At 63.2% G+C, this 15,920-nt stretch carries 13 protein-coding genes; 7 read left to right on the top strand and 6 right to left on the bottom strand.

The features are described 5' to 3' along the window. Positions 1 to 19 precede the first annotated feature (19 nt). Together GJ695_RS08980 and ilvA are read right to left on the bottom strand one after the other, a co-directional pair. Positions 20 to 670, bottom strand: coding sequence for a zinc ribbon domain-containing protein (locus GJ695_RS08980; protein WP_154360302.1), 651 nt, complete (start codon positions 668 to 670; stop codon positions 20 to 22). 161 nt (positions 671 to 831) lie between these two features. Next, complete coding sequence (gene ilvA, locus GJ695_RS08975; RefSeq protein ID WP_154363971.1) at positions 832 to 2,367, bottom strand: threonine ammonia-lyase, biosynthetic; 1,536 nt, start codon at positions 2,365 to 2,367, stop codon at positions 832 to 834. Between the two features lie 164 nt (positions 2,368 to 2,531). Here ilvA and GJ695_RS08970 point away from each other — a divergent pair, with 164 nt between their 5' ends. From GJ695_RS08970 to GJ695_RS08955, 4 genes are all read left to right on the top strand, one after another. Next, entirely contained in the window at positions 2,532 to 3,023 is a 492-nt protein-coding gene (locus GJ695_RS08970) for a YqaA family protein (RefSeq protein WP_154363969.1), read from the top strand. 221 nt (positions 3,024 to 3,244) lie between these two features. After that, positions 3,245 to 7,261: a DUF3683 domain-containing protein gene (locus GJ695_RS08965; RefSeq protein ID WP_154363967.1), complete on the top strand. Its 4,017-nt coding sequence runs from the start codon at positions 3,245 to 3,247 to the stop codon at positions 7,259 to 7,261. Next, complete coding sequence (locus GJ695_RS08960) at positions 7,261 to 7,692, top strand: HIT family protein (RefSeq protein WP_154363965.1); 432 nt, start codon at positions 7,261 to 7,263, stop codon at positions 7,690 to 7,692. Before GJ695_RS08965 ends, GJ695_RS08960 begins: the two co-directional genes overlap by 1 nt. After that, the gene (locus GJ695_RS08955) at positions 7,689 to 8,141 is read left to right on the top strand and encodes a gamma-butyrobetaine hydroxylase family protein (protein ID WP_154363963.1); all 453 of its coding nucleotides are present in this window, start codon (positions 7,689 to 7,691) and stop codon (positions 8,139 to 8,141) included. The genes GJ695_RS08960 and GJ695_RS08955 overlap by 4 nt, the downstream gene beginning before the upstream one ends. Positions 8,142 to 8,143: 2 nt before the next feature. On the opposite strand, the gene GJ695_RS08950 is transcribed toward GJ695_RS08955, so the two are convergent. From GJ695_RS08950 to GJ695_RS08935, 4 genes are all read right to left on the bottom strand, one after another. Continuing rightward, positions 8,144 to 8,404 carry a hypothetical protein gene (locus tag GJ695_RS08950; protein WP_154363961.1) on the bottom strand — a complete coding sequence of 87 codons (261 nt, stop codon included), beginning with the start codon at positions 8,402 to 8,404 and terminating at the stop codon, positions 8,144 to 8,146. Further along, on the bottom strand, positions 8,367 to 8,876 hold the full coding sequence (locus GJ695_RS08945) for a PIN domain-containing protein (RefSeq protein ID WP_154363959.1): 510 nt from the start codon (positions 8,874 to 8,876) through the stop codon (positions 8,367 to 8,369). Before GJ695_RS08945 ends, GJ695_RS08950 begins: the two co-directional genes overlap by 38 nt. Positions 8,877 to 8,943: 67 nt before the next feature. Then, positions 8,944 to 9,849: a sulfonate ABC transporter substrate-binding protein gene (locus GJ695_RS08940; RefSeq protein WP_154364196.1), complete on the bottom strand. Its 906-nt coding sequence runs from the start codon at positions 9,847 to 9,849 to the stop codon at positions 8,944 to 8,946. An 8-nt stretch (positions 9,850 to 9,857) separates the two neighbouring features. Next, on the bottom strand, positions 9,858 to 10,910 hold the full coding sequence (locus GJ695_RS08935; protein ID WP_154363957.1) for a LacI family DNA-binding transcriptional regulator: 1,053 nt from the start codon (positions 10,908 to 10,910) through the stop codon (positions 9,858 to 9,860). Between the two features lie 209 nt (positions 10,911 to 11,119). On the opposite strand from GJ695_RS08935, the gene GJ695_RS08930 reads away from it, so the two are divergent. From GJ695_RS08930 to GJ695_RS08920, 3 genes are read left to right on the top strand one after another with little or no spacing between them, the layout of a single operon-like run. Beyond that, positions 11,120 to 13,354, top strand: coding sequence for a TonB-dependent receptor (locus GJ695_RS08930; protein WP_154363956.1), 2,235 nt, complete (start codon positions 11,120 to 11,122; stop codon positions 13,352 to 13,354). Beyond that, positions 13,354 to 14,619, top strand: a complete 1,266-nt coding sequence (locus GJ695_RS08925; RefSeq protein ID WP_154363954.1) for an LLM class flavin-dependent oxidoreductase — start codon at positions 13,354 to 13,356, stop codon at positions 14,617 to 14,619. Before GJ695_RS08930 ends, GJ695_RS08925 begins: the two co-directional genes overlap by 1 nt. 8 nt (positions 14,620 to 14,627) lie before the next feature. Further along, positions 14,628 to 15,908, top strand: a complete 1,281-nt coding sequence (locus GJ695_RS08920) for an alpha/beta hydrolase family protein (protein ID WP_154363952.1) — start codon at positions 14,628 to 14,630, stop codon at positions 15,906 to 15,908. Positions 15,909 to 15,920 lie beyond the last annotated feature (12 nt).

The raw sequence follows: 15,920 nt of genomic DNA, 5'->3' as shown, positions 1-15,920 counted from the left end.
CGCGGCACTCGGGCTGCGCTCACGCCTGGCGCTGGCCGCAATCGGTGCAAAACTTGGTACCCGGTTCCAGCATGGTCGAGCACGCGCTGCACGCGACCTGCTGCGCGGTCTTGTGGCCGCACTCGGGGCAAAACTTGGCGCCGTGGGTCTCCGTGCGGCACTCCGGGCACACCAGCTGCATCGTTTGCGTGACGTTGCGCTGCGCGCCGCGCGTCTTGCCTTCCTCGGTGGCCAGTTCGGACGCGCCTTGCACTTCGCCCTGCGCGCGGGCGCGGGTGATGGCGACGTTGACGTTGGGGGCGCAATTGAAGCACAGGCCGTTGGCGCTGTCGAAGCACGGGCTGCACACGTAACGGTGGCAATCGCCGCAGCGGTTGAAGTGGGCCTTGCCGGCGGCTACGGCGCCGGTGAAGGCGTCGTCGCGGGCGCTGTGCCAGCCGGCTTCGGCCACGCCGTTCAGCACACTGCTGGCGCTGCCGAGCAGGCCGCCAAACAGGCTGGCGCCTTTCTGCACCCAGCCCGAGGCCTGGCCGCTGCGGTAGGGTTCAAAACGGGTGCGCCAGCGGTCGTTGCAGCGCTGGCAGTAGAACTCGAACTGGAAGCCGGCGTCGACGCCGGAGGAATTGCTGAGATCCTGGTAGTTGCTTGAAAACTGCATATCGGTCGACATGGCTCTCCCGCCCTTAAGATAACCAGATGTAATTATATTAAGATTGTGGCGGAGGTGCTTTCAACCGTGCGCGGGCTTTTACCCCAACGCAAGGTGGGGTCGGACCCTGCGGGTCCGACCCCTAAGTGGTCACGCTGGCTTTGCCGCTGAAGGTTGCGGGGTCAGCCCAGGAACAGCTTGTAGACCGGGTTCAGGCTTTCATCCCAGTAGCGGTAGCCCAGGGTTGCCAGGAACTGGGCGAAGTCGCTCATTTCCTCCGGCGGCACCTGCAGGCCGATGACGATGCGACCGACGTCGCCGCCCTGGCTGCGGTAGTGGCACAGCGAGATATTCCAGTTCGGCGCCATCGAATCCAGGAAGCGCATCAGCGCGCCGGGACGCTCCGGGAACTCGAAGCGGTACAGCAGCTCGTTGTCCGCCAGCGCGCTCTTGCCGCCGACCAGGTGGCGCAAGTGGGTCTTGGCCAGCTCGTCATGGGTCAGGTCCAGCGCCTTGAAGCCGTGCTCCTCGAAGCGGCGGGTCAGCGCGCCGGATTCGTTGCGGTCGGCGATCTGCACGCCGCAGAACACGTGCGCATCGTCCTTGTCGCTGATGCGGTAGGTAAACTCGGTGACGTTGCGCGCGCCCACCAGCTGGCACAGGCGCTTGAAGCTGCCGCGCTGCTCCGGCAAGGTCACCGCGAACAGCGCCTCGCGCGCTTCGCCCAGCTCGGCGCGCTCGGCCACGAAGCGCAGACGGTCGAAGTTCATGTTGGCGCCGCTGGCGATGGTGATCAGCGTTTCGTTCTTGATCGGGTCCTTGGTCAGCGCGGCGCGTTCGATGTAGGCCTTGGCGCCGGCAATCGACAGCGCGCCGGACGGCTCCAGGATGCTGCGCGTATCGGTGAACACATCCTTGATGGCGGCGCTGATGGCGTCGGTGTCGACCAGGATCACGTCGTCCACGTACAGCTGCGCCAGGCGGAAGGTTTCCTCGCCGGCCAGGCGCACGGCGGTGCCGTCGGCGAACAGGCCGACATCGGTCAGCGTGACGCGTTCGCCGGCCTTCAGGCTGCGCGCCATGGCGTCGGAATCCAGCGACTGCACGCCGATGATCTTGATGTCCGGGCGGATCTGTTTGATGTATGCGGCAATGCCGGAGATCAGGCCGCCGCCGCCGATCGGCACGAAGATGGCGTGGATCGGGCCGGAATGCTGGCGCAGGATTTCCATGCCGATGGTGCCCTGGCCGGCGATCACGTCCGGATCGTCGAACGGGTGGACGAAGGTCAGCTTCTGTTCTTTTTCCAGCGTCAGCGCGTGGTTGTAGGCGTCGGTGTAGGACTCGCCGTGCAGCACCACCTCGACATCGGCACCGCCGCGCGCCTTGACCGCATCCACTTTCACCTGCGGCGTGGTGGTCGGCATCACGATGACGGCGCGGCAGCCCATGCGGGCGGCGGACAGCGCCACGCCCTGGGCGTGGTTGCCGGCCGAGGCGCAGATCACGCCGCGCTTGCGCTGCGCGTCGGTCAGGTGGGCCATCTTGTTGTAGGCGCCGCGAATCTTGAAGCTGAACACGCTCTGCATGTCCTCGCGCTTGAAAAAAATTCGGTTCTCGAAGCGCTGCGACAGGGTCGGCGCGAGTTCCAGCGGGGTTTCATCAGCGACGTCGTAGACGCGCGCGGTCAGTACTTTCTTCAGATAGTCGGTCGTCATGGTATGCAAGCAAAGTGATTCGGAGGGCTTCGATGCTAACTATCCGGCGGGTGACCGGGTGGAGCAGGGGCGCAGATCCTTGGCGGGTGGGCTCGGATCGGACTGTTCAATCGTGCGGTGTGCGGATCATTATAATGGCACCTTTGCCCTACACCCAATAAACAATGATCGAATCCGCAATTACCTGGCTGCTGCATGTGCTCGCCGCGCCCGAGGTAGGCCTGACATCGGTCTTCATCATCAGCCTGGTCTCGGCCACGCTGGTGCCGCTGGGTTCGGAGCCGGCGGTGTTTGCCGTCATCAAGGCCAACCCGGCGATGTTCTGGAGCGTGATCGGCGTCGCCACCGTCGGCAACACGCTGGGCGGCGCCATCGATTACTACATGGGCTGGCAGGCCAAGCAGAGCTTCGCCAAGGAGCGCAAGAGCCGCTGGTTCCACTGGCTGGAGCGCTATGGCGCCAAGACCATGCTGCTGGCCTGGGTGCCCGGCATCGGCGATCCGCTGTGCACCCTGGGCGGCTGGCTGCGGCTGCCGTTCTGGCCCAGCCTGGCCTACATGGCCATCGGCAAGCTGCTGCGCTACATCACCATGACCACGCTGCTGTTGTACGTGCCGGACGGCGTGTGGCACCGAATCGGACAAATGCTGGGCTAATTTGGTGCAAGTTATCCTCTTGCCGCATAAGCTTATGCATAAATTTCATTCAGTGTGATGCGTTGATTTGGCATCTTATTGCGCGGTGACGGGGCTATTTTCGAATTTTTGCCGGTTTTTGCACCCTTGCAGAGTCCCTCGGCGGCCTAAGGCTGTTCCCGCGTGGTGCGCTGCAATAGGCTAGAATGATCCTCCCGGTGTCTGTCTATAGTCCCTGCATAATGAACGCCCCTGCACAAATTCAAGCTCTGCTGGCGGAAACGCCTCACGGTCCGGAGGCCACGCGCCTGCGGGAAATTCCTTATAACTACACGTCGTTTTCCGATCGCGAGATCGTGATTCGGCTGCTGGGCGAGGAGTCGTGGAGCTTGCTGGATGCGCTGCGCGGCGCACGCCAGACCGGCCGTTCGGCGCGCATGCTGTACGAGGTGCTGGGCGATATCTGGGCGGTGCGCCGCAATCCGTATCTGCAGGACGACCTGCTGGATAACCCGAAACGCCGCCAGGAACTGATCAACGCGCTGCATCACCGTCTGGCCGAGGTGGACAAGCGCCGCCTGACCGTCGACGACAGCGAAGCCCAGACCGACGAAGCCGCGCGCCAGCGCAGCGCCAATGTCGCCAAGCTGCTGCGCGCGGCCGGCAAGGCCGTGGCCGACTTCGGCGAAGAATTCAAACAGGTGTACGACCTGCGCAAGCGCACCTACAAGGTGCTGGGCCGCTACACCGACAAGCACAACATCTGCTTCGATGGCATGAAGCGCATCTCGCACGTGACCGACGCCACCGACTGGCGCGTCGAATATCCGTTCGTGGTGCTGACGCCGGACAGCGAAGAGGAAATGGCCGGCCTGGTCAAAGGCTGTATCGAACTGGGGCTGACCATCATCCCGCGCGGCGGCGGCACCGGCTACACCGGCGGCGCGATTCCGCTGACGCCGATGTCGGCCGTCATCAACACCGAAAAGCTGCTCAACATCGGCGCGGTCGAAATGAAGGTGCTGCCCGGCCTGCAAAAAGACTACGCGACCATCTACACCGGCGCCGGCGTCATCACCAACAAGGTGTCGGAAGCGGCCGAGAAGGCCGGCTTTGTGTTCGCGGTCGATCCGACCTCGGCGCACGCCTCCACCGTCGGCGGCAACATCGCCATGAACGCGGGCGGCAAGAAGGCCGTGCTGTGGGGCACGGCGCTGGACAACCTGGCCTCATGGCGCATGGTCGATCCGAACGGCGACTGGCTGGAAGTCACGCGCCTCGACCACAACCTGTCGAAGATTCACGATACGCCGCTGGCCCGCTTCCAGCTGGAGTGGACCCATCCGAGCGCGAAGGGCGAAGCCAAGGGCGCGCCGTTCAAGACCGAGCTCCTGGAAATCGCCGGCCGCGTGTTCCGCAAGGAAGGGCTGGGCAAGGACGTCACCGACAAATTCCTGGCCGGCCTGCCGGGCATCCAGAAAGAAGGCTGCGACGGCCTGATCACCTCGGGCCGCTGGATTCTGCACAAGATGCCGAAGTTCACCCGCACCGTCTGCCTGGAGTTCTTCGGCCAGGCGCGCGATGCGATTCCATCGATCGTGGAAATCAAGGATTACCTGGACGGTCTGCCAGCCAAGGGCGAAGAGTTCGCCACGCTGCGCCTGGCCGGCCTGGAGCACCTGGACGAGCGCTACCTGCGCGCGGTCGGCTACGCCACCAAATCGAAACGCGGCGTGCTGCCGAAGATGGCGCTGTTCGGCGACATCGTCGGCGACGATGAAAACGCCGTGGCGCTGGCCGCCTCGGAAGTGGTGCGCCTGGCCAACACCCGCGTCGGCGAAGGCTTTGTTGCCGTCAGCCCGGAAACGCGCAAGAAATTCTGGCTGGACCGCGCCCGCACCGCCGCCATCGCCAAGCACACCAACGCCTTCAAGATCAACGAAGACGTGGTGATTCCGCTGAACCGCATGGGCGAGTACACCGACGGCATCGAGCGCATCAACATCGAGCTGTCGATCAAGAACAAGCTGCAACTGGTCGATGAACTGCAAGCCTTCTTCGCCGCCGGCAATCTGCCGATCGGCAAGAGCGACGATGCCGACGACAGTGTCGGCGACGCCGAAATGCTGGGCGACCGTCAGCAGCAGGCGGAAGCGCTGCTGACGCAGGTGCACGCGCGCTGGACCTATCTGCTGGCCGAGCTGGACAAGCCGCTGGTGGCGATTACCGCCGAACTAGCCGATCACGGTATGAACCGCCTGCTGCCGGTGTTCGAAGAGCGCCTGAAAACGCAGCCGGACGCCACGCTGTTCGACGTGGTGCAGGACCGCACCATCCGCGTCACGTGGAAGCAGGAAATCCGCGCCCAGCTGCGCCAGATCTTCAACGGCGCCGCCTACAAGCTGATCCTCGACGAAGCCACCGCCATCCACAAGCGCGTGCTGCGTGGCCGCGTGTTCGTGGCGCTGCACATGCACGCCGGCGACGGCAACGTCCACACCAACCTGCCGGTCAACTCGGATCACTACGAGATGCTGCAACTGGCGCACCAGGCCGTCGCGCGCATCATGACGCTGGCGCGTTCGCTGGACGGCGTGATCTCGGGCGAACACGGCATCGGCATCACCAAGCTGGAATTCCTGAACGAGGATGAAATCGGCCCGTTCCGCGACTACAAGCTGCGCGTCGATCCCGAAGGCCGCTTCAACAAGGGCAAGCTGCTCAACCTGGACGGCATGGAGGCCGACCTGTCCAACGCCTACACGCCGTCGTTCGGCCTGATGGGCCACGAATCGCTGATCATGCAGCAGAGCGATATCGGCGCCATCGCCAACAGCGTCAAGGACTGTCTGCGTTGCGGCAAGTGCAAGCCGGTGTGCTCGACCCACGTGCCGCGCGCCAACCTGCTGTACTCGCCACGCGACAAGATCCTGGCGACCTCGTCGCTGATCGAAGCCTTCCTGTACGAAGAGCAGACCCGCCGCGGTATCTCGATCAAGCACTGGGAAGAATTCGAGGACGTGGCCGATCACTGCACCGTCTGCCACAAGTGCGTGACGCCCTGTCCGGTCAACATCGACTTCGGCGACGTGTCGATGAACATGCGCAACCTGCTGCGCAAGATGGACAAGAAGACCTTCAATCCGGGCAAGGCGGCGGCCATGTTCTACCTGAACGCCACCGATCCGGCCACCATCAACGCCACCCGCGCGGCGATGATCGGCATCGGCTACAAGGCGCAGCGCCTGGGCAATGATTTGCTGAAGAAATTCGCCAAGAAGCAGACCAAGGCGCCGCCGCCGACCGTCGGCAAGCCGCCGGTGCGCGAACAGGTGATCCACTTCATCAACAAGAAGATGCCGGGCAACCTGCCGAAGAAAACCGCGCGCGCGCTGCTGGACATCGAAGACGACAAGGTCATTCCGATCATCCGCAATCCGAAGGCGACCACGGCCGATACGGAAGCGGTGTTCTACTTCCCTGGCTGCGGCTCGGAGCGCCTGTTCTCGCAAGTGGGCCTGGCAACCCAGGCCATGCTGTGGGAAGTGGGCGTGCAGACGGTGCTGCCGCCGGGCTATCTGTGCTGCGGTTATCCGCAACGCGGCTCGGGCCAGTACGACAAGGCCGACAAGATGATGACCGATAACCGCGTGCTGTTCCACCGCATGGCGAATACGCTCAACTATCTGGACATCAAGACCGTGCTGGTCTCGTGCGGCACCTGCTACGACCAGCTGGCCACCTACGAGTTCGACAAGATCTTCCCTGGCTGCCGCATCATGGACATTCACGAATATCTGAACGAGAAGGGCGTCAAGCTCGAAGGCGTGACCGGCACGCGCTATATGTACCATGAGCCGTGCCACACGCCGATGAAGCTGCAGGAAGCGACCAAGACCGTCAACTCGCTGATCCAGACGCACGACAACGTCAAGATCGAAAAGAACGACCGCTGCTGCGGCGACTCGGGCACGCTGATGGTGGCGCGTCCCGACATCTCGACGCAGGTGCGCTTCCGCAAGGAAGAGGAAGTCATCAAGGGCGCCGACAAGCTGCGCGCCGATGGCTTCGACGGCGAAGTCAAGATCCTGACCAGCTGCCCGGCTTGCCTGGGCGGCGTGTCGCGCTACAGCGAAGACGCCGGCACCACCGCCGACTACATCGTGGTGGAGATCGCCAAGCATCTGCTGGGCGAAAACTGGATGCCGGAATACGTGAAACGCGCCAATGACGGCGGCATCGAGCGGGTGCTGGTGTAATGGCCTGCGATCTGTGTCACCTGCTGGCGGCGCCGGGCGCCGCCTTGATCTGGTCCGATGACCGGGTGTCGGTGGTGGCGGTGGACGAGGCGGAATATCCCGGTTTCACGCGCGTGGTATGGAATGCCCACGTCAAGGAAATGACCGATCTGGCGCCGGCGGACCGCGTGCGCGTGATGGACGTGGTGTGGGCGGTCGAGTCCGCGCAGCGTGAGGTTTTGGCGCCGGAAAAAATTAATCTGGCCAGTTTTGGTAATATGACGCCGCACGTGCATTGGCACGTTATCCCGCGTTACCGCGACGATGCGCATTTCCCCAACCCGACCTGGGCTGTGGCGCAGCGCGCTTCGTCGGCGGAGGTGCTGGCGGCGCGTCGTGCGCTGTTGCCAACATTGCATGCGGCCATCGTCGAAAAAGTGAAAGCATTATGAGCAAACCTGTCCCTACCGGCCTGACGGTCCGCAACGTCTCCAAACTGCTGGAGATTGAATTTGATGACGGCAAATCGTTTTCGATTCCGTTTGAACTGCTGCGCGTGTATTCGCCGTCGGCGGAGGTGATGGGCCATGGTCCGGGCCAGGAAGTGCTGCAGGTTGGCAAGCGCGAAGTGGGCATTGCCGGCGTTGAGCCGGTGGGCAATTACGCGGTACAGCCGACGTTCTCGGACGGCCACAACACCGGCATCTTCACGTGGGAATACCTGTACAAGCTGGGCAGCGAGAAAGATGTGCTGTGGGCAGGCTATATGGACCGCCTGCACGCCTCCGGCTTCGAAGGCGACAGCGGCCGCGAAACCGGCATGTCCCTGACCGGTCCCTCGACCGCGCCGAAAAGCAGCGGCGGCGGTTGCGGCAGCGGCAGCTGCGGCTGCAAGTCCTGATTCTAAACCGTAACTTGAGCCCTCAGCATATAAAGCACCTTGGCGCGCGCTAACGGTTCAAGCTTACGAAGTGTGTTAATGCTGACGGTCACCGGCTTGCTGGGCTCTGGGCTTTCAGTTAATGCTGTGCGTGAGCCATCTTCCTCTATTTCCTCATAGTGGCGATGTAACGATGCATGTAACGCATCTATTTCCGCTATGGTTTCAGCACTAAGCTCCGGTACGTTAATGTCCTCTGGGATTTCTACGCCATCGAGTTTCATAGCTATTCTCCATTAATTCAAAAGGCGTTACGAGCTCAGGTAGCCAATACTCTCCATCGTCGACTAGCAGTCTTAGTAAGCCAAATTTTCGTGCGTTGGCGATATCTGCGCAGTTCCAAGTCAACAAAATTTCACAATGGTTAAAAGCGGCACAAGCAATGTGCTCTGCTGCTCGCTCAGCCTTCGCGGTTAGTCCACCTCCAAGCATTAAAAGTTCCGCCTTATTTGTTATATCCACAGATTTTGGGTATTTAGCGAGATGCTGTATCGCTTCAAGGCGTCGTCGTGCCCGTAGGGGATCGGCGCTTTCGATCTCGTCGCTCACATAGCTTGAGATGAATGTTCGAGACGGATCGCAGCGGGTGTGCCACCACAGTTGCGTTAGCTGTTGGCAGGCGCGGGTGATGGGATTGGTGCTTGGCGGATCGGTCAGATGGCAAATGACTGACGTTTCAAGATAGACGGTTGGCATGATGCCCTCGCTGGCTGAGTTGCCAGTGTGGGCGTCTCAGCGGGCGGGGGCTTTAGGTGGATCAAACTTACTTCGGTTGCCAGGCCCAGACGCGGCTGGCGATGTTGACTTGTTTTGGGATCAGCTTCTGCTGGTAGAACAGATCGGCCACGCGCTGCTGGTTGGCGACGATGTCCGGCGTGACGGGCGTGGCGCCGAAGCGCGAACGGCCCATCCACGTGGCCACAATGTCGGCCGGCACGCCGGTCTGCTGCGTCAGCAAGGTGCTGACTTCTTTCGGATGCCCGCTGGCCCATTTGCCAGTCAGCTTCACTTGCTCCAGCAACGCCGATACCAGTTGCGGCGATTGTTCGGCGAACTTGCGCGACGCCAGATAGAAACCATTCGCCAGCGGCAGCCCGGTGTAGTCGCTCAACACGCGCGCCTGGTAGGCCTTCTGCGCTGACGCCAGGTACGGATCCCACACCACCCACGCATCAATCCCGCCGCCGACAAACGCCGCCCGCGCATCCGATGGCGACAGGAAGACCGGCGTGATATCGCTGAACTTCAAGCCCGCTTTCTGCAACGCGGACGCCAGCAGAAAGTGCGAACCCGATCCCTTCTGAAACGCCACACGCTTGCCCTTCAAATCCGCCACCGTGCGCAGCGCCGAATCCTTCGGTACGATAATCGCCTCGCTGTTCACAGGCGCCGGCTCCGCGCCGGCGTACAGCAGATCCACACCGCCCGCCTGCGCAAACACCGGCGGCGGCGCGCCCGTGCTGCCGAAATCGATACTGCCCGCATTCAGCGCCTCCAGCATCTGTGGGCCGGCGGGGAATTCAATCCATTTGATCGTATGACCGGGCAGCGACGCGCCCTGCGTCTTCATCATGCTCAGCAAACCGGCGCTTTTCTGGAAACCGATACGCACTTCAGCGGCCGACGACAGCAGCGGCGCCACGAGCAACAAGCAAATCCATTTCTTCATCATCGTCCTTATGCGCTTTCGCGCTCTATCAATTCGCAGGCCAGCAGATTCAAACGCGAATCCGGTGCCGACGCGGGCAGCACACCCAGTTGTTCAAGAATGCGCAACGCGGCGATCTCGCCGATCTCGCGGCCCGGCGGGCGGATGGTGGTCAGGCTGGGCAGCAGCAGCGGCGAGAAGGCATAGTCGCCAAAGCCGACAATTGCGCATTGCCCCGGTATCTTCAGACCTGCGCGCTGGCCGGCGAGTAGAGCGCCCGCCGCCAGATTGTCATTGGCGAAGATGATTGCTTCCACGGGCCGCGCACGGCGCGCTGGGGACAACGCCAAGGCCTCAATCGCCTGCTTGCCCGCATCGAAAGGCGCCTCCGCTGTCGGCGCATAAATGATCGGCTCAAGACCGTGCTCGCGCATCACCGTCGCATAGCCGTCGCTGCGGTCCACCGCGCTCAAGTCGCCGGCAAGGCTGTTCTGCACAAAGGCGATGCGGCGATAGCCCTTGCCATACAAATAGCGCGTCGCCTGTTCGCCGACCGCGTTGTTGGAGTAGCCGACCTGTATCGGCTTGCGGCGCGGTTGGTAGTCCCAGGTCTCGACGACGGGAATGCCGGCGCTGGTGAGCAGCTTTTCCGTGGCGCGGTTGTGAAAGCGTCCCACCACTGCCAGCGCGGCGGGATTCCAGCCGAGGAAGGCGCGTACCGCGCTCTCTTCCTGCCTGGCCGAAAAGTAGCTGGACGCCAGCAGCAACTGGTAGCCATGGCGGTTCAGCGTGTCGCTGAACGTCTGAATGGTGTTGGCGAAGATCGGCCCGGAGATATTCGGGATCACCATGCCGACGATGCGCGCGCGCGAGGACGCGAGACCGCCCGCCGCCAGGTTCGGCACATAGCCCAACTCCTTCACCGCCGCCGCAATGCGCGCGCTGCGCTTGGCCGCCACGCGTCCCGGTTCGCTGAAGTAGCGCGACACCGTAATCGATCCCACTTCCGCCAGCCGGGCCACATCGTGAATGGTGGCGCGGCCCGATCCGCGGCGTTTTCGTGGTGCTGTTGGTTCGCTCATGTACGCATATTCCGAAAAGACATATCGATGATTTTTTTAATTCTTTGACTTCAAACCGGGCCGCCACGACACTAAAAAAAGGTACCGGTACCACTTAATTGTAGCGAAGCAGCTGACGCGCACTAAGCTGGTTCTTCGCCGATCAAAGCAGGTTTTCCGAATAAGACACAAGCGGCGCAAGGCGCGCTTTCCAATCAAGGGATCACAGCATGAAGAGCAATAAGAAAATTTTTTGCGCGCTGACCGTCGGCGCTTTGCTGGTGGCGACGGCGTATGCAGGCGCCGAGGAGACCGATCCAACGCCGCTCAAGAGCCGCGACGACAGCGCCGCCGTGCCCAGCGTGACGGTCAGCGCCACGCGCCGCAACGCCTCGCTGCAATCGGTGCCGGTGGCCGTGTCGGTGCTGGATGGCGATGCGCTGACCAACGCCAACCGCACCAGCATCGACACCATCGTGCAGGAAGTGCCGAGCGTGACCTTCCGCCAGCAGGGCGGCAACAAGGATTCCACCATCTTCGTGCGTGGTATCGGTACCATCTCCACTTCGCCGGGCGTCGAGCCTACGGTTTCCACTGTGATTGATGGCGTGGTGTATGCGCGTCCGGGCCAGGCCACGCTGGACCTGCTGGACATCGAACACATCGAAATCCTGCGCGGCCCGCAAGGTACGCTGTTCGGCAAGAACGCTTCGTCCGGCGTGCTGAATGTGATTGGCCGCAAATCGACGCAGGAAACCGCCGGCTTTGTCGATGCATCCTGGTATGAGGGTAATGAAAGGCGTGTGCGCGCCGGCGTCTCCGGCGCCATCCAGCCGGGCGTGGTCAGCGCCTCGGTCACCGGCCTGTATGCGGACTATGACGGCAACGTGAACAACGTCCACGCCGGCGGCGGCAAGCTGAATGGCTACGACCGCAAAGGCGTGCGCGCCCGCGTCGACATCACGCCGACCAGGGATCTGGATATCGCGCTGATCGCCGACTACCTGCGTTCGACGTCGTCGCCAACCTTCACCGCCTACAAATCGACGGCTGCCGCGTTCAACGCCGGCATTGCGCCGGTGTTGGCGGGCGCCGAGAACCGCCAGGTCAACACCGATATCCCGAGCGATATCCGCGACAAGAACAAAGGCCTGTCGGCGCAGGTGGACTACCGCTTCAACGGCTACACGCTGACCTCCATCACGGCGGTGCGCGACTGGGACAACACGCAGTACACCAGCACCTCGGCCATCGGCAACGCGGCGGAAGCGTCGCGCATCACGGCGGCGTTCCCGGCCACGCGCGACATCGGCACGGTGGAATTCAGCCAGGCGTCGCAGGAGCTGCGCCTCGCTTCGCCGAAAGACCAGTTTGCGGACTACGTGGTCGGCGCCTATTACCTGCACGGCAAGGACCGCGAGGTCTATCAGCGCATCGTCAACAACGGCACGGCCATCAATTCCGGTCGCGCGGATTACGGCGTGAAGAACGACAGCTACTCGCTGTTCGGCGAGAGCACGCTGAACTTCGCTGCGAACTGGCGCGCCATCGCCGGCGCGCGCTGGACGCGGGACGACCTGTCCTACGACCACGCCCGCACCTCGACGCAGACCGTGGCCTTCGCCGGCGTGCAGCCAGCCACGCAAAGCACCGGCTCCACCAGCGAGGATGGCTACTCTGGGCGCGTCGGCCTGCAATACGACATTGCGCGCGACGTGAACACGTATGCGACCTACTCGCGCGGTTACAAAGGGCCGGCCTACAATGTCTTCTTCAACATGTTGAGCCGCGATACGCTGGCACTGAAGCCTGAGACCTCGGATTCGTTTGAGCTGGGCCTGAAAGCCAGCGCCTTCGACCGCAAGCTGACCGCCAACATCGCCGTGTTCAACACCAGGTACTCGAACTACCAGGCCAACTTCTATGACACCGTGGCCGGTGCCGTGGTCACGCGGCTGATCAATGCGGGCGATGTCTCGACCAGGGGCGTGGAGCTGGATCTGAGTGCGCGTCCGACGCGCGAATTGACGCTGACGCAATCGCTGGCCTACACCGACGCGAAGATCGACAGCTTCAACTGCCCGGCCGCCGCTGCCGCATCCTGCAACCTGAATGGCCAGCCGTTGCCGTTCTCGCCGAAGTGGAAGTCCTTCACCCGCGCCAACTACGCGCTGCCCTTGCAGAATGGCCTGATTGTCGACTTGGGTGCGGACTACACCTGGCAGGCCAAGACGCAGTACGACCTGTTCCAGTCGCCGGATGCGATCCAGGGTGCGTATGGCGTCGTCAATGCGAGTGTGGCGCTGTCGTCGCCGGTGGGCGGCTGGCGCATTGCGCTGGTGGGCAAGAACCTGGCGAACAAATCGTATGCCACCAACCTGGTCACCTCGACGGGCTACGTCACCCGCGCCGTGCCGCGCGACGACGAGCGTTACTTCGGCATCACCGCCCGCAAGGAGTTCTGATGTCCAAGCAGTTGAGTATCGCCGCATTCATGATGCGCTATGGCCACCACGTCGCGGCGTGGCGGCATCCGGATACCGATCTGGAATCGAATCCGTTCAAGGTGTTCCGCGAACAGGTGCGCAACGCGGAGAAGGCCTGCCTGGACGCGGTGTTTTTCGCGGACAGCGTGGCGCTGACCGGCGCGCCATCACTGGAGCCTTTGACGCTGCTGTCGGCGCTGGCCGCATCCACCGAGAACATCGGCTTGATCGGCACCGCCACCACCACCTACAACGAACCGTACACGGTGGCGCGCCAGTTCGCATCGCTGGATCTGCTGTCGGATGGCCGGGCGGGATGGAACCTGGTCACCTCGGATAACGCGGCGGAAGCGGCCAACTTCGGCCGCGAGCAGCACGTGGCGCATGCCGACCGCTATGCGCGGGCGCGGGAATTTCATCAGGTTGTCACAGGACTGTGGAATAGTTGGGAACCCGGTGCGTTCGTCAACGACAAGCGCGGCGCGCTGCCTTACGATCCGGCCAGGGTGAAAAAGCTGAATCACCGCGGCGAGCATTTCGCCGTGGCGGGGCCGCTGAACGTGGCGCCTAGTCCGCAAGGACGGCCGGTGGTGGTGCAGGCGGGGAGTTCCGAGACCGGTCGCGATCTGGCGGCGGCAACGGCGGAGATGGTGTTCACCGCGCAGCCATCGCTGGCGAAGGCGCAGGCGTTCTACAGCGATCTGAAACAGCGCGTGGTGGCGAAAGGCCGCAGGCCGGAGTCGCTGAAGATCATGCCGGGATTGTTCGCGGTGGTCGGCCGCACGCAGGCGGAAGCGGATGCGAAGTTCGCGCAGCTGCAGGCGCTGATCGAACCGAAAGCCGGCCTGGCGCTGCTGGGGCGGATGATCGGCAATTTCGATTTGTCCGGCTATCCGCTGGACGGCCCCTTGCCGGATCTGCCGGAAACGCAGGACGGCCAGCGCAGCCGCCAGCAGTTGCTGACCGATCTGGCGCAGGGCGAGAATTTGACGATACGCCAGCTCTACGAACGTATCGCCGGCGGCCGCGGGCACTTCACCGTGGTCGGCACGCCGGAGCTGGTGGCGGATCAGATGCAGCAGTGGTTTGAGCAGGGCGCGGCGGACGGCTTCAATTTCATGGCGCCGGCGCTGCCCGGTGGCTTGGATGATTTCCTTGAGCTGGTGATTCCCGAGTTGCAGCGGCGCGGCTTGTTCCGCACCTCGTACTCGGGCAGCACCTTGCGCTCTCATTTGGGTTTATAGGAGAAGGCATGATAGGCAGGATGTTGGTGTTGGTGGCGGCCCTGGTCGCGGTGCCGGTGGGCGCGCAGGAATATTACGGCGACATGCGTCCGGATGCGCCGGAGCTGGCGGCGCGCGGCCCGTTGCAGGTCGGCGTGCGCACGCTGGTGGCGGAGCATAAGGACCAACTCGATATCCTGCATGCCAGCGCGGAACAGCCGAACCCGCGCTACAGCCGCAAGCTGACGCTGGAAGTCTGGTATCCGGCGCGCCTGGCCGCCGGCCAGAAAGAGCATACGGTCTACACCGACGTGCTGGGTTCCGGCCCCAACGATCCGGCGCGGCCGAACACGCCGTTCCAGTTCAACGGCCGCGCCGCCCGCGACGCCGCGCCGGCCGCAGGGCAGGGGGGCCGCTATCCGCTGGTGATCGTCTCGCACGGTTATCCCGGCTCGCGCCTGCAAATGAGCTACCTGACCGAGAACCTGGCGTCGAAAGGCTACGTCGTGGTCGCCATCGACCATCCCGAATCCACGCGCGCCGACAAGGCCGGCTTCCCCAGCACGCTGCTGAACCGCCGTCTCGACGACCTGTTCGTGCTGGATACCGTCGCCGCATGGGCCAAGCCGGGCAGCGGCAATTTCCTGGCCGGCGTGGTCGATGCGGACAACTCCGCGTTGATCGGCTACTCGATGGGCGGCTACGGCGCGCTGAACACCGTCGGCGCCGGCATCAGCGCTTCGGCGGTGGCCTATGTGCCGGGCGGTGCGCTGGCCGTCAACCAGCAAGGCAACGCGGAATATGAAGCGGCGCGCGATCCGCGCATCAAGGCCGTGGTGGCGTTCGCGCCATGGGGCGGCGCGCACAAGGTGTGGGACGAGGCCGGCCTGGCCGGGGTGCGCACGCCGATCCTGTTCATCAGCGGCGACCAGGATGACGTGGCCGGTTATAAAGACGGCGTGTTCAGGCTGTTCCAGGGCGCGGTGCACGCGGACCGCTACCTGCTGACCTACGTCGGCGGCCGCCATAACTCGGCGCCGAATCCGCCGTCGCCAGCCGCGTGGAGCAACTTCGACGACTTCATGGCCTATTCCGAGCCGGTGTGGGACAGCCGCCGCATCAACAACATCAATCAGCACTTTGTGACGGCTTTTCTGGGCATCCAGCTCAAAAAACAGCCCTTGCAGGCCTATCTGGAGCTGACGCCGCTGGGTGCGGATGGCACGATCAAGCCCGATCCGGGCCTGTGGAAGGGCTTCCCCAAGCGCGCCGCACTCGGACTGGAGTGGCTTCACCTCGTTCCGCAATAAGGGTCTTGTATA

Source organism: Duganella alba, assembly GCF_009674495.1.
In the GTDB taxonomy this organism is placed as follows: Bacteria; Pseudomonadota; Gammaproteobacteria; order Burkholderiales; family Burkholderiaceae_D; genus Rugamonas; species Rugamonas alba.
The sequence above is the reverse complement of the archived record's forward strand: the minus strand, read 5'-3'. Positions and strand labels throughout refer to the sequence as shown.